The sequence below is a fragment of the Stenotrophomonas sp. 05N423 genome (assembly GCF_056397145.1).
In genome coordinates, this window is record NZ_JBFTMV010000006.1 from 217,724 (window position 1) to 239,736 (window position 22,013).

General features: G+C 70.5%; 13 protein-coding genes. 9 read left to right on the forward strand and 4 right to left on the reverse strand.

The genetic code is table 11. The features are described from left to right. Nucleotides 1–9 precede the first annotated feature (9 nt). Nucleotides 10–765 (reverse strand): PAS domain-containing protein, encoded by a 756-nt coding sequence (locus AC1DGW_RS11765; protein ID WP_478023067.1) that lies wholly within the window; start codon nt 763–765, stop codon nt 10–12. A 162-nt stretch (nt 766–927) separates the two neighbouring features. On the opposite strand from AC1DGW_RS11765, the gene AC1DGW_RS11770 reads away from it, so the two are divergent. The 9 genes from AC1DGW_RS11770 (at nt 928) to AC1DGW_RS11810 (ending at nt 17,551) form a co-directional block, all read left to right on the forward strand. Further along, a complete protein-coding gene (locus AC1DGW_RS11770) occupies nt 928–1,872 on the forward strand; it encodes a proline racemase family protein (protein ID WP_478023069.1) in 945 nt (314 codons plus the stop codon). Then, nucleotides 1,866–2,987, forward strand: a complete 1,122-nt coding sequence (locus tag AC1DGW_RS11775) for an NAD(P)/FAD-dependent oxidoreductase (RefSeq protein WP_478023112.1) — start codon at nt 1,866–1,868, stop codon at nt 2,985–2,987. The genes AC1DGW_RS11770 and AC1DGW_RS11775 overlap by 7 nt, the downstream gene beginning before the upstream one ends. Continuing rightward, nucleotides 2,984–3,226, forward strand: a complete 243-nt coding sequence (locus AC1DGW_RS11780) for a (2Fe-2S)-binding protein (protein WP_478023071.1) — start codon at nt 2,984–2,986, stop codon at nt 3,224–3,226. The genes AC1DGW_RS11775 and AC1DGW_RS11780 overlap by 4 nt, the downstream gene beginning before the upstream one ends. Continuing rightward, a complete protein-coding gene (locus tag AC1DGW_RS11785; RefSeq protein ID WP_478023074.1) occupies nt 3,223–4,527 on the forward strand; it encodes an FAD-dependent oxidoreductase in 1,305 nt (434 codons plus the stop codon). Before AC1DGW_RS11780 ends, AC1DGW_RS11785 begins: the two co-directional genes overlap by 4 nt. Then, a complete protein-coding gene (locus AC1DGW_RS11790; RefSeq protein ID WP_478023076.1) occupies nt 4,524–5,426 on the forward strand; it encodes a dihydrodipicolinate synthase family protein in 903 nt (300 codons plus the stop codon). The genes AC1DGW_RS11785 and AC1DGW_RS11790 overlap by 4 nt, the downstream gene beginning before the upstream one ends. Nucleotide 5,427: 1 nt before the next feature. Then, nucleotides 5,428–7,020 (forward strand): aldehyde dehydrogenase family protein, encoded by a 1,593-nt coding sequence (locus AC1DGW_RS11795; protein WP_478023078.1) that lies wholly within the window; start codon nt 5,428–5,430, stop codon nt 7,018–7,020. Then, nucleotides 7,017–8,219 (forward strand): M24 family metallopeptidase, encoded by a 1,203-nt coding sequence (locus AC1DGW_RS11800; protein WP_478023080.1) that lies wholly within the window; start codon nt 7,017–7,019, stop codon nt 8,217–8,219. The genes AC1DGW_RS11795 and AC1DGW_RS11800 overlap by 4 nt, the downstream gene beginning before the upstream one ends. Nucleotides 8,220–8,244: 25 nt before the next feature. After that, entirely contained in the window at nt 8,245–10,584 is a 2,340-nt protein-coding gene (locus AC1DGW_RS11805; protein WP_478023083.1) for a S9 family peptidase, read from the forward strand. A 643-nt stretch (nt 10,585–11,227) separates the two neighbouring features. Next, nucleotides 11,228–17,551: an autotransporter domain-containing protein gene (locus AC1DGW_RS11810; RefSeq protein ID WP_478023085.1), complete on the forward strand. Its 6,324-nt coding sequence runs from the start codon at nt 11,228–11,230 to the stop codon at nt 17,549–17,551. Between the two features lie 167 nt (nt 17,552–17,718). On the opposite strand, the gene AC1DGW_RS11815 is transcribed toward AC1DGW_RS11810, so the two are convergent. The 3 genes from AC1DGW_RS11815 to AC1DGW_RS11825 form a co-directional block, all read right to left on the reverse strand. Beyond that, the gene (locus AC1DGW_RS11815; RefSeq protein ID WP_478023087.1) at nt 17,719–20,502 is read right to left on the reverse strand and encodes a TonB-dependent receptor domain-containing protein; all 2,784 of its coding nucleotides are present in this window, start codon (nt 20,500–20,502) and stop codon (nt 17,719–17,721) included. Between the two features lie 344 nt (nt 20,503–20,846). Next, complete coding sequence (locus AC1DGW_RS11820) at nt 20,847–21,683, reverse strand: acid phosphatase (protein WP_478023089.1); 837 nt, start codon at nt 21,681–21,683, stop codon at nt 20,847–20,849. 8 nt (nt 21,684–21,691) lie between these two features. After that, a partial coding sequence (locus tag AC1DGW_RS11825) for a transaldolase family protein (RefSeq protein ID WP_478023091.1) occupies nt 21,692–22,013 on the reverse strand: 322 nt, incomplete at its 5' end.

A 22,013-nucleotide genomic window follows, 5' to 3' on the forward strand; every position in this document is an offset into this window, starting at 1 on the left:
TTTCCCGCTTCAGCCGGGCCGGCGCACCGGCTCGGCCGCGTCGGCCGGCTCGCCGCCGTCGAACACGTCTTCCAGGTTGCGGTACTCGCTGGGGGTCATGCCGACGGTGGCCTTGAACTGGCGCGCGAACGCGCTCTGGTCGCTGAAGCCGCAGCGCTGGCCGATGCCGGCGATGCTGCCGGCCTCGCGCAGCAGGCGCATGGCCATCTCGATGCGCAGCTTGATCAGGTACTGCTGCGGGGTGAGCTGGAACACGTGGCGGAAGTGCCGCTCCAGCTGCGCCAGCGACATGCCGGCCAGCTCCGCCAGCTGCGGCGCGCGCAGGTTGGATTCGAAGTGTTCCTGCATGTGCGCCACCACCCGGTCGAGCTGGGCGAAGGCCGAGTGGCGGCTGTTGGGCTTGCCGAGGTCGCGCGAGACACCCATCAGCCCGCTGATCTCGCCATCGCGGAACAGCGGGCGCTTGACGGTCAGGCACCAGCCGGGGCGGCGGTTCGGATACAGGTGCACTTCCAGGCGGTCGGCGATGGGGTCGCCGGCCAGCACCTGCCGGTCCTGCAGCAGGTAGCGGTTGCCCAGCGGCGGCGGAAACACTTCCAGCGGCGAGCGGCCGATGACGTCACCGCGCTTCTTGCGGCCCAGCCGCTGCACCAGGGTGAGGTTGCAGTGCGTGTAGCGCCCCTCGCGGTCCTTCACGAAGAACACGGTATCCGGCAGCGCATCGAACAGATGCTGCACTTCGCTTGAGGAATGCTGTGCGTCCATGGGCGTCGTCTTCGCGTTGGCGGTCGTCGGCGTGGCGTGCGGCCGATGCTAGCGCATGCTCCGGGGCCGTGTCGCAGCGTTTCCGGGGTTGTGCCGAATTCCGCATGAGGGTGCCGAAAGCGCTGCTATTCGGCCCTGCGGCGGCGGTGGGAGCATGTCTGCATGCACCGGATAGACATCATCGATTCGCATACCGCCGGCGAACCCACCCGGGTCGTGCTCGGCGGCTTTCCCGACCTCGGCGGCGGCAGCCTGCAGCAGCGCCGCGATCGCCTGGTGCGGGATTTCGACCATTGGCGCGCGGCGCTGGCCTGCGAGCCGCGCGGCTCGGACACGATGGTGGGCGCGCTGCTGCTGCCGGCCGAAGACCGGTCCGCCTGCACCGGGGTGATCTTCTTCAACAATGTCGGCTGCCTGGGCATGTGTGGCCATGGCACCATCGGCGTGGTGCGCACCCTGGCCGAACTGGGCCGCATCCAGCCGGGCCGGCACCGCATCGAGACGCCGGTGGGCACGGTGGGCGTGGAACTGTTCGACGATGGCCGCGTGGCGGTGGACAACGTCGAAAGCTGGCGCCACCTGCACGATGTCGCAGTCGACGTGCCCGGCCACGGCGTGGTGCATGGCGACGTGGCCTGGGGTGGCAACTGGTTCTTCATCACCGCGCAGGCGCCCTGCGCGCTGACCCTGGCCAACCAGCGCGAGCTGACCGCCTATACCGAGGCGATCCGCCTGGCGCTGGAGCGCGACGGCATCGCGGGTGCCGACGGTGCCATCGACCATATCGAGGTCAATGCGAGCGCACCGGACGGCAGCGGCATCGCGCGCAACTTCGTGCTGTGCCCGGGTCTGGCCTACGACCGTTCGCCCTGCGGCACCGGCACCAGCGCCAAGCTGGCCTGCCTGGCCGCCGACGGCAAACTGGCCGAAGGCGTGAACTGGATGCAGCAGGGCATCCTCGGCAGCGCGTTCGAGGCTTCGTATCGCCACGGCGAACGCGGCATCCTGCCGCGGATCGTGGGCCAGGCCTGGATCACCGCCCGCGCGACCCTGCTGATCGACGACGCCGATCCGTTCGCCTGGGGCATCGGCAGCCAGGCATCGTGAGCGGGCACAGCCGTCATGACCTGATCGTCATCGGTGCCGGCATCGTCGGCGCTGCCTGCGCCGAGGCCGCGGTCGCCGCCGGCCTGCGCGTGGCGGTGGTCGAAAGCGGCGCGATCGGCGGTGGCGCCAGCGCCGCGGCGATGGGCCACCTGGTGGCGATGGATGGCGACCCGCACGAACTGGCGCTGTGCGTGTACTCGCTGGGGCTGTGGCAGCGCTGGGCATCGTGGCCGGAGAGCGAGCACCAGCGCTGCGGCACGCTGTGGGTGGCGCGCGAGGAAGCGGAGCTGGAGGGCGTCGGTGCGCGCGTCGAAGCGCTGGCGGCGATGGGCGTGCGCGCCGAGGCGGTCGATGCGAGCGGCCTGTATGCGCTGGAGCCTGCGCTTGCCGCCGGCATGAAGGGCGGCATGCGCGTGGCGGACGACGCGGTGGTGTATCCGCCGCGCGTGGCCTGGCGCCTGATCGAAGAGGCACGTGGCGCCGGCGCGCAGCTGTTCGCCGGCACGCGCGCCGAATGCCTGGTCGATGGCGGCATGCGCCTGGCCGATGGCCGCGTGCTGCACGGACCGGTGCTGGTGGCCACGGGCGTGGCCCTGCCGGAGCTGCTGCCGGAACTGCCGATGCGCGCGCGCAAGGGACAACTGGTGATCACCGAGCGCCATCCGCCGCTGCTGCGCCACCAGCTGATCGAAATGGGCTACGCCGCCGCCGCACACGGTGCGGACGCGGCCAGCGTGTCGTTCAACGTGCAGCCGCGGCCCAATGGCCAGTTGCTGATCGGTTCCTCGCGCGAATACGACGCTACCGGTACGGACATCTCGTTGCCCTTGCTGCGGCGCATGCTGCAGCGGGCCACCGCCTTCGTGCCGGCGCTGCGCGAGGTGCGCGCGCTGCGCAGCTGGTGCGGCTTCCGCCCGGCCACCGCCGATGGCCTGCCGTATCTCGGCCCGGTGCCGGGCCGCCGCGACGTATGGGTGGCCGCCGGTCACGAGGGCCTGGGGATCACCGCCGCGCCGGGCAGCGCGCGGCTGGTGATCGACGCCCTGCTCGGGCGCACGCCGGCCCTGCCGCTGACGCCCTACCTGCCGGAACGCGTGATGCGGGGTGAGGCATGAACAACATCGAGCTGAGCGTCGATGGCGTGCAGGTGGAAGTACCCGATGGCGCGAGCGTGGCCGCCGCGGTCGCGCGCCGCGGACCGGTCTTCCGCCGTTCGGCCAGCGGCCAGCCGCGGGCGCCGCTGTGCGGCATGGGCGTGTGCTTCGAATGCCGGGTCAGCATCGACGGCGTGGCGCAGCTGCGCGCCTGCATGGTGCTGGCGCGCGCGGGCATGCGCGTGGAGACGCAGTCATGAAGCAGCGGCGTTTCGACCTGCTGGTGGTGGGCGCGGGGCCGGCCGGCCTGGCCGCCGCGCATGCCGCGGCCCGGCGCGGGGCGAAGGTCGGGCTGGTGGACGCGCAACCGCGCGCCGGCGGCCAGGTATGGCGGCACGACCTGCGGTTCGGCGCGCCGGCGGCGGCGCGCGCGCAGATCGAGGGTCTCGGCTCGGCCGGCATCGAATGGCTGGCCGGTCATGAAGTGGTTCTGGCCGACGACCACGCCGTGGTCGCCAACCATGCCGACGGCGCGGTGGCGCTGCACTGGCGCAAGCTGGTGATCGCCACCGGCGCGCGCGAACTGATGCTGCCGTTCCCCGGCTGGACCCTGCCGGGCGTGACCGGTGCCGGCGGCCTGCAGGCGCTGGCCAAACAGGGCTGGCCGGTGGCCGGCAAGCGCGTGGTCGTGGCCGGCACTGGTCCGCTGCTGCTGGCGGCGGCGGCGACGCTGCGCCGTCATGGCGCGCGGGTGCTCGGCATCCACGAACAGGTGGGCAGGGATGTGCTGCACGCTTTCGCGCGCCGGCTGTGGCGCTGGCCGGCGCGGCTGACGCAGGCGGTGGAACTGCGTGCCCGTCTCGCCGGCATCCCGTGGCATGCCGGCAGCGTGGTGCTGGCGACACAGGGCGAGGATGTGTTGCGCGCGGTCGAAGTGGACCGCGGCAACGGCCGCGAGTGGATCGAATGCGACCAGCTTGCGGTTGGCTGGGGACTGGTGCCGAACGTCGAACTGGCGCGCCTGCTGGGCTGCGAACTGGATGCCGCCGCCGTGCATCCGGTGGTGCGCGCCGATGCGCGCCTGCGCAGCAGCGATCCCGACATCCATGCCGCCGGCGAGGCGCTCGGTATCGGCGGACGCGACTGTGCGCGTGTCGAGGGTGCGATGGCGGCCTGTTTCGCGCTCGGCGACGAACGCGGTGGCGAAGCACTGCGCACCCGCCGCGACCGCGAGCGCGCCTATGCCGTCCTGCTGCACGAGCATTTCGCACCCGGCACGCGCGCCCGCGCGCTGGCCATGCCCGACACCCTGGCCTGCCGCTGCGAGGACGTGCCGATGTCCGCGGTGCATGCGCACGTCGACCCGCGCCAGCTGCGGCTGGTCACGCGCTGCGGCATGGGCGCCTGCCAGGGCCGTGTCTGCGGCGCCGCGCTGCGCGAACTGCGGCTGGCCTCGCCGTCCCTCTCCCCCACCGCCGTACGGCCGCCGCTGACTCCGGTCGCGCTGGCCGCACTGGCCGATGTTCCTTCCGACGAACCCGAACAAGGTATAGACAGATGAGCAATGCAGGTTTCTGGCGCGGCGTGCTGCCGGCCATCACCACGCCCTTCACCGCCAGCGGCGAGGTCGACCACGTCTTCCTGGCCGAACACGCCAGACGCATGCTCGCCGCCGGCTGCAGTGGCATCGTGCCGCTGGGCTCGCTGGGCGAGAGCGCCACGCTCACCTTCGACGAGAAGATCGCCATCGTGCGCACCCTGGTCGCGGCCGTGGAAGGGCGCGTGCCGGTGGTGGCGGGCATCGCCGCGCTGTCCACCGCCGAGGGCGTGGCGCTGGTGCAGGCGGTCAAGGCCGCCGGCGCCGGCGGCGTGATGGTGCTGCCGCCGTACGTGTATTCCAGCGATGCGCACGAGATGGGCGCCTACATCCGCGCCATCCTCGCCGCCACCGACCTGCCGGCGCTGCTCTACAACAACCCCATCGCCTACCGCACCGACTTCACCCCGGCGCAGATCGCGCAGTTCGCGGCGGAATTCCCGCACGTACAGGCGGTCAAGGAATCCTCCGGCGACGTGCGCCGCCTGGCCGCGATCCGCGAGCTGATCGGCGACCGCCTGGTGCTGCTGGTCGGCGTCGACGACCTGATCGTCGAAGGCATCGCGATGGGCGCCGAAGGCTGGATCGCCGGCACCGTCAACGCCTTCCCGGAAGAGGCGGTGCAGCTGTTCGAGCAGGCGCGCACAGGCGGTTACGCGGCCGCGCGCGACCTGTACGAATGGTCGCTGCCGCTGCTGCGCATGGATACGGTTCCCAAGTTCGTGCAGCTGATCAAGCTGATGCAGGAGCGCGCCGGCCTGGGCAGCGAGCGCGTGCGCGGGCCGCGATTGGTGGTGGAGGGTGCCGAGCGCGAACAGGCGCTGGCGCTGATCGACCACGCCATCGCTACCCGGAAGCGCTGACGTGGACACGGTCGCGCCCCTGCTCATCGCCGGCCGCTGGCAGGCCGCTCAGGACGGCACGGAGACCTTCCGTGCGTTCGATCCGGCCAGCGGCGACGCCATCGGGCCGGCGTTCCCGCGCAGCGGCGCGACCGACGTGGAACAGGCGCTGGCTGCCGCCAGCGCCGCCGCACCGCGGCTGGCCGCCACCGACCCGGAACGCATCGCCGCCTTCCTCGACGCCTATGCGGACGCGCTGGAAGCCGACGCCGACACGCTGGTGCAGCTGGCGCAGGCGGAAACCGCGCTGCCGGCCTCGCCGCGGCTGCGCGGCAACGAACTGCCGCGCACCTGCAACCAGCTGCGCCAGACCGCCGCCGCCGCGCGCGGCCGCAGTTGGACGCAGCCGGTGATCGACACCGCCGCCGGCCTGCGCTCGCACCACGCGCCACTGGGCAAGCCGGTGCTGGTGTTCGGGCCGAACAACTTTCCGTTCGCCTTCAATGCCGTGTCCGGCGGCGACTTCGCCGCCGCCATCGCCGCGCGCAATCCGGTGATCGCCAAGGCGCATCCCGCGCATCCGGCCACCAGCCAGCGCCTTGCCGGCCACGCGCAGCGCGCCGCCGAGGCCGCCGGCCTGCCGCCGGCCTCGGTGCAGCTGCTGTACGACGTCGAGCCGGCGCTGGGCCTGGCCCTGGCCGGCGATGCGCGGCTGGGCGCGGTCGCCTTCACCGGCAGCCGCGCGGCGGGCCTGGCCTTGAAGCAGGCCGCCGACGCTGCCGGCACTCCCTTCTTCGGCGAGCTGTCCAGCCTCAACCCGGTGTTCCTGCTGCCCGGTGCGCTGGCCGAGCGCGGGCCGGCACTGGCCGAGGAGTTCAGCGGCTCGTGCCTGCTCGGCAGCGGCCAGTTCTGTACCAACCCGGGGCTGGTGATCGTGCCGGAAGGCGCGGCCGGCGATGCCTTCGTCGCCGACGTGCAGGCGCGCTTCGCCGCGGCCGCTCCGTTGCTGCTGCTGTCGCAGGGTGTGCTGGCATCGCTGCGGCATGCGATCACGGCGCTGCGCGAGGCCGGCGCGCAACTGCTCTGTGGCGGCGGTGCCGGCGATGCGGGCTACCGCCACGCGCCGACCCTGCTGACGGTGGGGGCGGAGGACTTCCTCGCCGCTCCGCGGCGCTTCCAGGCCGAGGCTTTCGGCCCCTGCAGCCTGCTGGTGCGCGCGGCCGACGCCGCCCAGATGCGGGCGATCGCCTCGGTGCTGGAGGGCCAGCTCACCGGCACGCTGTACCGCGCCGCCGATGGCAGCGACGATGCCGCGTGGCAGCCGCTCGCCGCCGCACTGCGCCCGCGCGTGGGTCGCCTGATCGCCAATCGCATGCCCACCGGCGTGCTGGTCAGCCCGGCGCAGCAGCACGGTGGTCCGTTCCCGGCATCGACCCAGCCCGGTTTCACCGCGGTCGGCCTGCCGGCGTCGATCCTGCGCTTCACCGCGCTGCAGGCGTACGACAATGTGCCCGATGCGCTGCTGCCGCCCGAACTGCGTGACCGCAACCCGGGTGGCCTGCCGCGCTGGATCGACCAGCATTGCACCACCGCGGATATCGGAGCCACCCCATGAACACGCAGATCGGACACCTCACCCTGGAACAGGCGCGCGCGCAGTTGGCGCCGTGGCCGCACCGCGCCGCACCCATCGGCGATGCCGAACACGCGCAACGGCTGGAACGCGCGCGCGGCCTGATGCGCGCGCAGGGCGTGGACGCGCTGCTGGTCACCGCCGGCACTTCGCTGCGCTGGTTCGCGGGCGTGCCGTGGGGCGGCAGCGAGCGGCTGGTGGCGATGCTGCTCACGCTGGAAGGCGAGCCGCTGGTGGTCTGCCCGGTGTTCGAGGAAGGCTCGCTGGACGCGGTGCTGCGCATCCCCGCCGGCAAGCGCCTGTGGGAAGAACACGAGGACCCGCATGCATTGGTGGCCCAGGCCATGGCCGAACGCGGCGCGCGCACGCTGGCGCTGGACCCGGAAGCGCCGTATCGCGTGCAGGTGGGCCTGGCCGCGCATCTCGGTGCGGCCGCCATCACCTCGGCCACGGCGATCATCGACGGCTGCCGCATGTGCAAGTCGCCCGCCGAGCTGGCGCTGATGCAGCAGGCCTGCGACATGACCCTGCAGGTGCAGCGGCTGGCCGCCGGCATCGCCCGCGAGGGCATCGGCACCGACGAGATCGTGCGCTTCATCGACGAGGCCCACCGCGCGCTCGGCGCCGATGGCGGTTCGACCTTCTGCATCGTGCAGTTCGGCCATGCCACCGCATTCCCGCACGGCATTCCCGGCGTGCAGCACCTGCGCCGCGGCGAACTGGTGCTGATCGACACCGGCTGCAGCGTTCAGGGCTACAACTCCGACGTCACCCGTACCTGGATCTTCGGCGAAGCCGATCCCGAGCAGCAGCGCATCTGGAACCTGGAGCGCGCCGCGCAGCAGGCCGCGTTCGACGCGGTGCGCCCCGGCGTGACCTGCGAAGCGGTGGACCAGGCTGCGCGCGACGTGCTGGAAGCGGCCGGGCTCGGGCCGGACTACCGCCTGCCCGGCCTGCCGCACCGCACCGGCCACGGCTGCGGGCTGGCGATCCACGAGGCGCCGTACCTGGTGCGCGGCAACCGCCTGCCGCTGGCGCCGGGCATGTGCTGCAGCAACGAACCGATGATCGTGGTGCCGGGCCGCTTCGGCGTGCGCCTGGAAGACCATTTCCATGTCACCGCCGACGGCGCGCAGTGGTTCACCCCACCGTCCGTCGCCATCGACCAGCCATTCGCCTGACCACGCGCAAGGGGAGAACGACCGCATGCCTCGATCCAGGACCGTCCATCGCCACCTTCGTGGCTGGCTGCTCGCACTGGCCTGCGCCAGCCTGCCGGCCTTCGCGCAGGATACGGCGCCGCCGGTGCCGGATGAAGCGGCGTTCGCGCGCTCGCTGCAGTTGCGTGAGCAGTGGATGTACCTGACCAAGGGGCTGGCCGGCCCGGCGACCTGGATCGACGGCGAACGCTACCGCTACCGTCGCACCGCGCCGGGCGGTTTCGAGTTCGTGGTGCGCCAGGTGGGGCAGGCGCAGGCAGAGCCCGCCTTCGACCAGGCGCGGCTGGCCACGGCGCTGGCGCCGCTGCTAGGCCGTGGCGTGGACGGCCGGCGGCTGCCGTTCTCCGACTACGAAATCGACAAGGACGGCAAGGCGCTGCGCGCCTGGATGGACAACGGCTGGGTGCGCTGCGAACTGGGCGGCGAATACCGCTGCGCGCGCTGGAGCGCCCCCGGCCCGTCGCCGCGGCCGCGCGGCTGGGGCGTGGTGCGCGATCTTTCGGTGGCGGCCGACGACACGCCGCAGCGTTCGCCGGACGGCCGCATGGAAGCCTTCGTGCGCGACGGCAGCGTGCTGCTGCGCACCCTGGCCGACGGCACCAGCAAAGCGTTGGCGCGCGATGGCGCCGACACCGATTTCTACGACCCGGAAAGCATCGTCTGGTCGCCGGATTCCAGCCGTTTCATGGTGCTGCGGGTGAAGCCGGGCGACGCGCGCCGGGTAACGCGGGTGGAAACCTCGCCGCGCGACCAGGTGCAGCCGCGCGTGCGCACCCAGCTGTATCCCAAGCCCGGCGATGCGGTCGACATCGACCGCCCGGTGATCTTCGAGGTCGCCAGCGGCCGTCGCATCGACGTGCCGACCGCGCTGTTCGCCAACCCCTACGAAATCAGCGCGCCGCAGTTCCGCGCCCATGGCCGCACGCTGGCGTTCCGCTACACCGAACGTGGCTTCCAGCGGGTACGGCTGATCGAGGTGGACGCGCACACCGGCGCGGCGCGCAGCGTGGTGGAAGAGCGCAGCGACACCTTCGTCAACAGCTGGTGGCAACGCGCCGATTTCCATGACGTGGGCGGGCGTGGCGGGCGGATCGTGTGGATGTCCGAGCGCGACGGCTGGAACCACCTGTACATGGTGGACGGCCGCAGCGGCGGCCTGCGCCAGCTCACCCGCGGGCCGTGGGTGGTGCGGCAGATCGTCAAGGTGGACGAACAGCGTGGCCAGATCTGGTTCGCCGCCAACGGCCGCGAGCCGGGCGACCCGTACCTGCAGCACTTCTACCGCGTCGACTTCGACGGCGGCAACCTGGTCCACATGACCCCGGGCGAAGGCTGGCACGAACTGAGCCTGGCGCCGGACATGGCGCACTACGTCGATACCTGGTCGCGGCTGGACCAACCCAACGTCACCGAACTGCGCGATGCGCGCGACGGCCGCCTGCTGGACACGCTCGAACACGGCGACGCCAGCGCGCTGTTCGCCGCCGGCTACCGCGCCCCGGAGACCTTCAGCGCTCCCGGCCGTGACGGAAAGACGCCGATCTGGGGGCTGGTGGTGCGGCCCACGCACTACGATCCGTCGCGCCGGTACCCGGTGATCGAAAGCATCTACGCCGGCCCGCACGATTCGCACGTGCAGAAGAAGTTCTGGCCGTTCGATTCGCAGTCCAGCAACGAGCGCCTGATCGGCGCGCAGGCGCTGGCCGACCTGGGCTTCATTGTCGTGCAGATCGACGGCATGGGCACGATGAACCGCTCCAAGGCCTTCCACGATGTGGCCTGGAAGAACCTGGGCGATGCCGGCTTCCCCGACCGCATCGCCTGGCACCGGGCGATGGCCGCGCGCGATCCCTCCTACGACATCAGCGGCGGCGTGGGCGTCTACGGCGCCTCGGCTGGAGGCCAGAACGCGCTCAACGCGCTGGAGTTCCACCCGGAGTTCTACACCGTGGCGGTGGCCTACAACGGTTGCTACGACAACCGCATGGACAAGCTCAGCTGGAACGAGCAGTGGATGGGCTGGCCGGTGGACGGCAGCTACGCGCGCGCCTCCGGGGTGGACAACGCGCACCGGCTGCGCGGCCGGCTGCTGCTGATCGTCGGCGAGCAGGACGAGAACGTCGACCCGGCCTCGACCTACCAGGTGGCCGACGCGCTGATCCGCGCCGGCAAGGACTTCGACCTGCTCACCGTGCCCGGCACCGGCCACGGCGTGGGCCGCTCGCAGGAGCCGGTCGACTACATCCAGCGCCGCAAGTTCGACTTCTTCGTGCGCCACCTGCTGAAGCGGCCGACGCCGGACTGGAATACCCGCGCCGCACCCTGATACGGGCAGGCCACCGCGATGCCGGTGTTGAGCCAAGGGCCGCCCCGCAGGGGGCGGCCCTTGGCGTTTCCGCCCCTGACGGCCGCGTGGCTCAAGGCCATGCCGGGCCAGCCGATAACGCCGTACAACCCGTGAACCGGCGGGACCACCACGGCCTCGGGTAGGGGCGGTTGGCGGAAATCGGCCCGATGCAAATCTGCGTGATTGGATCTGGCCGCTTTCAACGGTAGGGGTATCGAAGGGTTCATTTCACGGGCGGGGCGCTGCATGCGGCCCTCCCTTCATGCAGGGCTGACGGGGGCGTATGAGCGACAGGAATGGGGTGCCGGAAGGTGGCCCGGAGGGGGAAAGGCATGCCCTCTGCGGCGCGGCCCGTGCGCCCACGCCGGCAATGCCTGCCGCGTCACGCCCGGCCCGTTGGCCCCGCACCGCCTCTACGCCTGTGCATTGCCTTGCGGGGCAATTCCCTGCAAGGCGCGGGCTCCGTTTTTTTCATGAAACCGGCAGCCGGGGCCAACCCGGGCGGTTCATCTCCCCGCGTTGCTGAAGGGCCGCCATGTCACTTGCCACCTCGTACACCGTTGAATCGCCCAGCCTTGCCCCGCAAGCGCTGGTGCCATCGCCTCCGAATGGAAACCTCGCCATGACGCTCATTTCCCGCCTCAAGACCCGCTCGTTCCGCTTCCTGCTGGGCCTGTGGTCTGTCGGGTGCCTGCTGCTGGCGCTGGCCGCGCCGGCCCAGGCGGCGGCGCCCACGTTTGTGAGTGCCGAAACTTCCAACGATGGCATGAGGATCTTCGTGACGTGGTCGCAGGATTTCAATTACAGCGCTTCTGGCATCGAGTTCACCGTCAAGGTGAATGGGAGTAGCGCTGGGTATTCAGTCTCGTCGGCAACTCGGGCCGTTGGCCGGACAGTGATCCTGTATCTCCCCCAGGCTATCGTGGGGGGCGCCACGGTGACCTTGGACTATGCCGGCGGGACCGTCTCCGATTACGAGAGCGGCGAACCGGCTGCCAGTTTTGCCAATAAGTCAGTCACCAACAATGCGCCGCTGCCGGACACCACCCCGCCCACGGTCGCCAGCGTTGTGCTGGTCGGCACCCCGGCGGCCGGCGCCACCTCGGTGAGTTTCACCGTGACCTTCAGCGAGCCGGTGACGGGCGTTGACGCCGGTGATTTCACTCTGACGAAGACCGGCGACGCGACCGGCGTGGTTACGGTAAGCGGCAGTGGCGCCATGTATACCGTCACCGTCAACAGCATTACCGGCAATGGCACCTTGAAGCTGGATGTAAAAAACAGCGGCACCGGCATTGCCGATGCCGCCAGCAACCCTCTGAGCGGCGGGTACATCGGCGGCCCGACGCACACCGTGACACAGATGCCCACGCTCACCAGCGTTTCACCCAACGCCGGGCCGACGGCAGGCGGTACCACGGTGATCATCACTGGCACCGGCTTCAGCGCGGCCAATCCGACGGGTGCGGTGAAGTTCGGCACCACCAACGCCACCTATTCCATCAACAGCAACACCCAGATCACGGCCACATCGCCGGCGAACGCCGCGGGCACCTATGATGTCACCGTCACCACGCCCGGTGGCACCAGCGCCACCAGCGCGAGCGATCAGTACACCTATGTTGCGCCGCCGGTCTCCAGTGCGTTCACGGCACCGCCGGTCGTCTACAACGCCACCGGCGCGACGTTCAGCGTTGCCGGCCATGCCACCAATGCCCCGACCAGCCATGCCGTCGGTTCGGCCACCACCGCGCAGGGGGGCTCGGTGTCGATCAACGCGGCGGGGCTGGTGACGTACTCCGCACCGATCGGCTTCCGCGGCAATGACAGCTTCACGTTCACTGCGAGCAATGCGGGCGGTACCTCCACTCCGGCGACGGTCACCGTGCCGGTCAGCAACCCGGTGCTGTCCTCGACATTGATCGGCAACGGAACACGGGGCGTCGCGCTGTCGGGCCTGCAGATCAGTACTTCCGGCGGCAGGGCGCCCTACAGCTGCTCGACCGCGTTGGCCACCGGCGCTCTGCCGGCGGGTACGCAACTCAATGCCGACTGCACGATCAGCGGCACGCCGGGGGCAAGCGGCACCTTCAACTTCACCGCCACCGTGACCGACAGCTCGCTCGGTACCGGACCCTTCACGCAGGTGACCGGTGCGCTGTCGCTGACGATCGCGGGGCCGGTACTGACCCTGTCGCCGGCGGCAGGGGCGTTGCCGGGTGGCACCGCCGGTGTCGCCTATTCGCAGTCCTTCACCGCCGGTGGCGGCACCGCGGCTTACAGCTACGCGCGGACCGCCGGGACGCTGCCGCCAGGCTTGACCCTGTCGGGCGGCACGCTGTCGGGCACGCCGACCGCCGCCGGCATCTTCAACTTCGACATCACGGCGACCGACAGCTCGAGCCCGGGCAGCGGCGGTCCCTACACCCGGCCCCAGTCTTACAGCGTCACTGTGGCCCAGGGAAGCCAGGCGATCACGTTCAACCCGTTGCCCGACGCCTCGCTCAGTGCCTCGCCGCTGACCCTGTCGGCCACGGCATCCTCGGGCCTGACGGTCGGCTTCGCCTCGACCACGACGGGAGTCTGCTCGGTTGCCGGTACTTCGGTCACCCTGTTGCAGACGGGCAGCTGTTCGATCACCGCCAGCCAGGCCGGCGATGCCACCTGGAGCTCCGCGACCGATGTCGTGCAGAGCTTCACGGTGACGCCGGCGAACCTGGCGATCAGCTCCGGCGCGGCCTCGGGGCTGATCGTGGGTGGCAGCTACAGCCAAAGCAATACGGCAACGGGCGGCATCGCGCCCTATACCTATGCCTTGCAGGCGGGCGCGTTCGCACCGGGCACCTCGCTCGATGCCTCGACCGGTCTGGTTTCGGGCACGCCCACTACCGCGGGCAGCTTCTCCTATCAGCTCAGGGTGTCCGACAGCCAGGCCCCGTCGGTCATGGCGGCAGGTGCGATCGTCAACGTGACGATCGCCAAGGGTCAGCAGACGCTCGCCTTCACCTCGACCCCGCCGGGCCCGGCGCAGGTCGGGGGCGCATCCTACAGCGTGGTCGCGACAGCGAGTTCCGGGCTGGATCCGACCCTTTCGCTGGATGGCGGCAGCAGCGGCTGCACGCTTTCCGGTGGCGCGGTGACCTTTACCGGCGTCGGCACCTGCCTGATCAACGCCAACCAGACCGGCGATACCAACTGGAACGCGGCGGCGCAGATCCAGCAGAGCATCGCCATCGGTGCGGCCGACCGTATCGTGGCTTCGATCGATTTCCAGCCCGGCTCGATCGGCGTGGGTGCGGCTGGCCAGGTGACGATCACGTTCACCAACCCGAACGCATCGAGCAGCCCCGCCTTCGATGCGGTGCTCACCTCGCCGTCGCTGGTCACGCGGATGGCCGGTGCGTCCGGCGGGTCGTGTTCGATCGGCTCGGAGTCGGCTCCGACCTCGAGCACCGTCCAGTTCGGCAACATCGTCGTGCCACCGGGCAGCTGCACCATTACGCTTGGTTACAGCGGGGCCGTCACGGGGTCGACTTCGGGGTTTGTGCTGGACGGGTTCACGCCAAGCGGGTATACGGCCACGCCGTCGACCAGCGGCAACGGTTTCGCCGTCGTCCCGACGGTCACCGCCATCTCGCCGAACGCCGGTCCGGTCAGCCAGATGGTGACGGTCAGCGGTACCGGCTTCAGCACCACCCCGGGCAACAATACCGTGACCTTCGGCAGCGCCGGCAACGGCACGGTCACGGCGGCGTCGGCGACCTCGCTGACGGTCACCACGCCGGGCATCGGCAGCGGCCCGGTCACCGTGACGGTCGCGGTCAACGGCCAGACGAGCATCGGCAACGTCATCTACACCTTCATCGACAAGCCGGTGGCAGCGGACAAGACCGGCGTGGCCGTGCCGTACGGGAGTACCGGCATGGCGATCGATCTCTCCGATTCGATCACCGGCATGTACCACAGCATCGCGGTCGGCACCGCGGCGGCACATGGCACGACGAGCGTGGCCGGCAACGTGGTGACCTACACGCCGACGACCGGCTACTTCGGTACGGACAGCTTCACTTACACCGCCACGGGCGTGGGTGGTACGTCCAACGTCGCCACGGTGAGCCTGACCGTCACCACCCCGGCCGCGCCGGTCGCGGCGGACCGCAGCGGCGTGGCGGTGCCGTACGGGAGCAGCGGCAAGGCGATTGATCTGTCGGCTTCCATCAGCGGCGTGCATACCAGTCTTGCGGTTGCCGTCGGCCCGACGCATGGCACGGTGAGCGTCACCGGCAACGTGGTGACCTACACGCCGACGGCGGGCTACGCCGGCGCGGACAGCTTCACCTGGACCGCCACCGGTCCCGGTGGCACCTCGGCTCCGGCCAGGGTGAGCGTGACGGTGGCGCAGGGCGCGCAGGTCATCACCTTCGCCAACCCGGGCGCGCAGGCATTCGGCACCACGCCGACGCTGGCGGCGTCGGTGGACTCGGGCCTGCCGCTGCGGTTTGTTTCGTCCACGCCGGCGGTGTGTGCGGTCACCAGCGCGGGCGTGCTCGGCTTCGCCAGCGCCGGCACCTGTACGGTGACGGTGCACCAGGACGGCGATGCCAGCCACAAGGCCGCGTCGCTGACGCAGTCGTTCAGCGTCACCGCGCTGGCGCCGGCCGCGCCGGTGCCGGGCGAGGTGACCGTGGTCGGCTCGGGCGAGGTGGAGGTGCACTTCACCCCGTCGCCCGCCACCGGCGAGACCATCACCTACACGGTCACCGCGCAGCCGGGCGGCATCACCGCCACCGGCACCGGTTCGCCGATCACGGTGCGCGGGCTGACCGATGGGGTGAGCTACACCTTCACCGTGGCCGCCTCCGGCCAGGCCGGCGGCGGCAGCACGCCGTCGGCGCCGTCGGCCCCGGTGGTGCCGCAGGTACTGCAGACGGTGATCTTCGAGGAGATCGGCCCGCGGCGCTTCGACCAGGTGCCGGTGCTGTCGGCGCGTGCCGACTCCGGCCTGCCGGTGACGTTCGCCTCGCAGACGCAGGACGTGTGCACGGTCACGACCGAGGGCCAGCTGGCCTTCGTGCAGGCCGGCAGCTGCACCCTGGTGGTGGCGCAGGCCGGCGATGCCACCCATCGCCCGGCCTCGGCCACGCGCACGTTCCGGATCGAGCCGGTGCCGCCGGGCGTGCCGGCGATCCAGACGCTGACGCCGGTGGCACCGGGCCAGGTCAGCGTGGCGTTCACGCCGCCGGTGTCCACGGGTGGTGCGCATATCGACGGTTACCGGGTCACCGCCACGCCGCAGGCCAGCGCGGCACCGGCGGCCCGCACGATGAGCCTGCGCGCGGCGGCCACGCCGGGCGTGGTCACGGCCACCGGCAGCGGCTCGCCGATCCTGGTGCAGGGGCTGGCTGACGGGGTGAGCTACGTGTTCACCGTGGCCGCCTACAACCTGGCCGGCGAAGGCGAGCCGGACAGCGCCACCGAACTGGTGGCGGCCCCGAGCCTGAGCTGGATCGGCGACCTGCAGAAGATGTACGGCCAGGCCGATTTCGAGCTGCCGCTGCCGCAGAGCACCAGCCCCGGTGCGTTCACCTTCGCCAGCAGCAACCCGGCGGTGGCCACGGTCAGCGGCCGCACCGTGACCCTGGTGGGCGAAGGCAGCACCACGCTGACCGCGACCCAGGCGGCGACCCCCAACTACCTCACCGGCATGGTGGCGGTCACGCTGGTGGTCAGCCCACGTCCGGACCCGACGCTGGACGCGCAGGTCAGCGGTGGCATCCAGGCCCAGGCCGACGCCAGCGTGCGCTTTGCCCAGGTGCAGGGCGACAACATCCGCGACCGCCTGCGGCAGGTGCGCAGCGGGCACAACGCCAGCAACGTCAACCTTGCGCTGGCCTATGCCGGCAGCCAGGGCGTGCCGGGGCTGACGATGCCGGTGGGCCGCGTGGCCGAGGCCGCGTTGCCCACCCTGCCGGAAGGCTGGGGCCTGTGGCTGGCCGGTACGGCGACCTTCGGCAAGACCGGGCGCAATGGCCGCGCCGGCGGCGGTTTCGACTTCAACACCGGCGGCCTCACCCTGGGCGCGGACCGGGCGGTGGGCGAGAACGTGCTGCTGGGCCTGGCCGGCAGCTGGGGCAGGCAGGGCACGGACTTCGACGGCACCCCGTCCAAGGTGGATGCCGACCAGCGCTCGCTGGCGGTGTATGGCCTGTGGCGCATGGGTGAGCACCTGTTCGTGGACGGCCTGCTGGCCAACGGCCAACTGGACTTCGACCTGGTCCGCTGGAGCGAACTGGCCAACACCAGCGCCCATGCCACGCGCGCGGGCGAGCAGTGGTTCGGGGCGCTGACCTTCGGTTACGAACACCGCAGCGCCTCGGGCCTGAGCCTGACCGGCTATGGCCGCTACGACGGCCACCGCGCCACGCTGGACGGCTACCGCGAGCGCGGGCTGGAGGCCTACGACCTGGTCTATGGCCGGCAGCGGGTGGGCAACAGCGCGTTGGCGGTGGGGCTGGAGGGCAGCCTGGCGTTCAAGGGCGAGCGGCTGAGCTGGCGCCCGCACTGGCGCATCGAGTACCGCGGTGCGCTGGAGAACCGCGGCGACGTGTCGGTGAACTACGTGCAGCGCCCGCGTGACGCCGATTACGTGCTGGCCATGCGCAGCTACAACGACGACATGCTCTCCATCGGTGCGGGCATGGACCTGCAACTGGACAGCGGTTGGATGTTCTCGCTGCTGCTGGGCCGGGAGCAGGGCCGCAACGCGATGCGCAGCACCAGCATCGGGCTGCAGGTGCGCTATGGGCAGCAGGGAACGCAGGCGCCGATGTACGGGGAGAACGGCGATGCGTTCAACGTCGACATGACCGGCGATACGCGTCGTTGCCGTGGAGCGGCCCAGCCTTGTGCGACGCGGGGCAACGCGATGGGTGGCATCCGGCCCTGAGCGGGGCGACCGCGCCGGCGATGCCGGCGCGGTTCCATGCAGGCGTGCCGGCGGCGGAACCGGCGTGGAGCGGCGTTTCCGTCCACCGGTGCCCATGAAAAGAAACAGCCACCGCGACATACGGCGTCACGGTGGCTGTCGCACCGGGCTCATGCCCGGGTCGTTGCTCAGAGCCTGTATTCGACGGTCATGAAGTACTCGGCGCCGGCCGGGTTGTACTTGCTGATGTCCGCATAAGGCCACCACTTCTCCGATGCGTGGCGCCAGGGCTTCTTGTCCAGCACGTTGACCACGGCCAGGTTGAACGAGAGCGCGTCGGTGGCGCGGTAGCCCAGCGACAGGTTCACCGTGGTCCACGGCTTGAAACGCTCGTACCCGTCGGCCCAGCGTACCGGCGAGGAGCCGAGCCGGTTGATGTGCACGTAACTGGATACGCGCTTGTAGTCCCAGCCCAGGGTCATGTTGGAGCGGGTGCGGAACTCGTTGTTCCACTGCCGGTCGCGGATGTTCTCGACCTCGTCCTCGGGCAGGTAGCGGCTGAGCGTCTTGAGGATGTGGGTATAGCCGATGCGCGCGGAGAAACGGCCCCAGTGGTCGGTCGGCAGGCTGGAGTTCCAGGTCATGTCCACGCCGTCCTGGCGGTACATGCCGGTGTTGAACGGGCTGGTGATGACCGACTGCACGCCGTCGCCGCGGCCGCCGCGCTGCACGCGCGACAGCATGGTCTGGCACTTGGGCGAGTTGGCGTCCACGTCCACGCCCTGGATGTCGTAGCCCAGTGCGCATTCGGCGGCGTAGCGCAGCACCGCGTCGGCGCCGATGACGCCGACCTGGTCGTTCAGTTCGACGCTGTACCAGTCCAGGCTGAAGGAATGGTTGTTGCCGAGCTGGGCGACCAGGCCGATGGTGTCGCTGGAACCCTTCTCCTCGCGCAGGGCCGGATCGCCCTCGGAGTACTGGCGGATCGAGCCGGTGCCGTACTTCTCGCCGCAGCCCTGCCAGCTCGCGCCGCGCGCGAGCTTCTCGCCCTCCACGCAGGCCAGGTAGTCCACGCCGCTGGTGTAGGACGAACTGCGTTCGGCGAACATCACGTGCATGTCCGGCGCGCGGAACGAAGTTGCACGGGAAGCGCGCACCAGCAGCCAGTCCGACGGACGCCAGCTCAGGCCGGCCTGCCAGGTGAAGGCGCCGCCGACATCGGAAGCGTCGTCGTAGTAGTCATAGCGCGCGGCCAGCTTCGCGTCCCACTGGCCAAAGCCGGAGCCGGCGGCCAGCAGCGGCACCGAGAATTCCGTGCCCAGCGCGTAGTGGTTGCGCTTGCCTTGGCCGCGGATGCCGCTCCAGCCGTAGATCTCGCCATCGACGGTGGGCTGGTCGGTGATGAAGCGGTAGGTATCGCGATTGGCTTCGGCCACGGCGGCGAAGGCCAGCGGCCCGGCCGGCAGTTCGAACAGCGAACCGGACAGGTCGGCGGTGAATGCCTGCGAGGTGGAGCGGCCGTCGCCGACCGAGGTGTACATCGCGTCGTGGAACTGGTCCGGGGTGAGCGTGCCGAAGAAATCCAGGTCGCCATCCGGCAGCAGGTTGCCGTCGAGCCGGTCCTTGCCGACCCGCACCCAGCGGCTGCCGGACCAGGGGAACGACCAGTCGCGGCCCTGCTGGCCGAACAGCAGCGAGAGCATGGCCTGGTCGTTGAAGCGGTCCACGCTGTCGCGGTAGTGGTAGCGGCCGTAGTTGTAGTTCAGGCTGTAGTCCAGCTTGCCCACGGTGCCGCGGATGCCGGCGATGAAGACGTCGTTGTCTTCCTTGAACGACTGGTTGCTGCCGGTGAACTCGGAGTTGCGGAAAGTGCGGTAGATATGCCGCCATGCCGTCGCGTCGGGCACCGGCGCCTGCATGTCCTCGACCACTTCATAGTCCACAGCGAAGCCGTAGCGGTACAGGCCGGCATCGGCGCGCGAGCGGGTGGAAAGCGCGGTGGCGTACAGCTCATGATCGCCGAGGCGATGGCTGAGGTTGAGGAAGCCGAACAGGCGCTTGCGACCGTTGCGCACGGTGTAGCTGTCGAAATCGTTGTCGCCGCAGTATTTTTCGCTGCCTTCGCCGGCCCAGCCGGGGCGCGCGGCCTTGTAGCCCAGGCTGCCACAGCGGTCGCCGATGTCGAGCAGGTCCCAGCCGGTGTCGCGGTCCCAGAACGACATCACCTGGGTCGGTTCGCGGTAGTCGGGGTCGGGCGAGCGCTCGGGCGAGTCGAACCAGCTGCGCTGGTCGCCGCGGATGGGCCAGCGCTTGTCCCATTCCAGCCCGGCGCTGATGCGGGTGTCGCCGAACTCGAAACCGGTGGTGACCGTGGCGCGCTCGGAGCGGCCGCCGCCATGCACGGTGTCGCCGTGGCGCCAGGACACGGTGGTGCCTTCGATCCTGTCCTTGAGGATGACGTTGACCACGCCGGCCACTGCGTCCGAACCGTAGATGGCCGACGCACCGCTGGTCAGGATCTCGACGCGGTCCACCGCCGAGGTCGGGATCATCGCCAGGTTGGTGACGTTGCCGCTGATGCCGCCGGAGGGCTTGGGCAGCACCGGGATGCGGCGGCCGTTGAGCAGCACCAGCGTGTAGCCGGGGCCGAAGCCGCGCAGGTTCAACGCCTGCGCATTGGCGTTGAAGTTGTTGGTGCTTTCCTCGCCGACGAAGATGCCGGTGTTCACCGACAGGTTCGACAGCGCGTCGTAGACGTTGGCGAAGCCCTGATGCTCCAGGTCCTGCGCGGTGACCACCAGCACCGGATCGATGCCTTCGATCTCGGTGCGCTTGATGCGCGAGCCGGTGACTTCCACCTTGTCCAGCGACGTGGTGGTGTCGCTTTTTGCCTCCTGCGCCATTGCCAGCGACGGCAGCAGCGCCGTGACGATGGCGCTGGCGATGATGCTGCGTTTCCGTGTAACCCTCATATCCCCTCCCCGAAGTGTGTCGGCCGCGCACGCGTCGCGCATGCCACGGCAGCAAAGGACGCAATGGCGCCTCTGCCATGGTCTTGAGAGCGGGGTATCTGCCGATAGCACGAAACGCGGGCGACCGATGCGGAACTCCGCATAGCGGCCGCGGGGGAAATCGGGCCTGGAAACCCGGGTGGAATCGGGTCCGCGCCCACCCGCATGGCGTCAGCCGGCGGATACGCAGGCGGAACGCGGGACTCTCGAGTCGACCGCAAAAAAAAGCGACCGGGCCATGACGGCGCGGTCGCGGCGATACCGGAGGGAGGGAGAGAGCAACCGGTAACGGAACCTGTGGCGGGTCAGTAGGCCGCGGTCGGCAGCGGCTGGGCCAGAGCAGCCGCGCTGGCGTCGCAATCGGCTGGCGGCGCGCCGTTGCGTGCGCGCGCTGCCGCCAGTTCCGCGCGCGCGGCGTCCATGTCGTGGCGGAACTGCGGATCGGCATGCAGGCGCGCGACCACCGCCGAACCCATGAAGCGCCCGGACAGCACGTCGCTGTGCCAGTGTACGTTGCACACCAGCCGGCTTTCGCCGTAGCTGCGGCCGCGGGCAAGGATGGCGTCGCTGCGGTCCGGCGCCAGCTCGGCCAGGATCAGCGCCCATGCCCAGCCGATGGAGGTATGGCCCGACGGATACGAGCCGTTCTCCGCCAGCCCGGCTTCCTTGTCCGGCGTGCAGGTGGATTCGCCGTTGACCATGAACGGCCGCGTGCGGTTGTAGCGGTGCTTGGCGGCATCGCTGACCACCGCCGCGTCGGTGCGGGTGCGGCGCAGCAGGCCGTACAGGCGCGGCGTGCGGGTTTCGTCGATGCGGGTGCCGATGGCGCAGGCGAAGATCGACGCGGCCTCGGGAAACTGCAGGTTGGCGTCGGCGATGGCCTGCTGCCAGCGTGGCGTGCCGCGCAGGGCACGGGCCTGGTTGACCTGCTCGTCCAGCGCGAACGCGGCCGAACCCGGCGCGGGCGGCGGCGGCAGCAGGGCGATGCTGTCCGGCAGCTGCTCCGTCTCCAGATAGCCGCGGGCGACACCCGGGCGGATCTCGGGAACCGCATGGCGCGCGGCCGGCGTGGCGCAGGCGCTGGCCAGCAGGCACAGGCCGGCGGCGAGCAGGAGTGGGAGCGGGGTACGCATCGGGGTCATGGCGGGCCTCAGGCGAGTCGAGTGGCGATGTTCTGCCGCAGGGTGTGCAGATCCCTGGCGAAGGCATCGATGCCGCTGGCCAGCTTCTCGGTCGCCATCGGGTCGGCGGCCATGTCGGCGTTGAACTTCGCTTCATCGATCGCAGCGACGTTGACCGCTTCGGCCGGCTGCGGCGAGAGCCTGCGCGGCAGCTCGCCCATGTCGGCGTCGAGCTTTTCCAGCAGGTCCGGCGAGATGGTCAGGCGGTCGCAGCCGGCCAGCGCCTCGATCTGTGCGGTCGAGCGGAACGAGGCGCCCATCACCACGGTGGACGAGCCGCGGCGCTTGAAC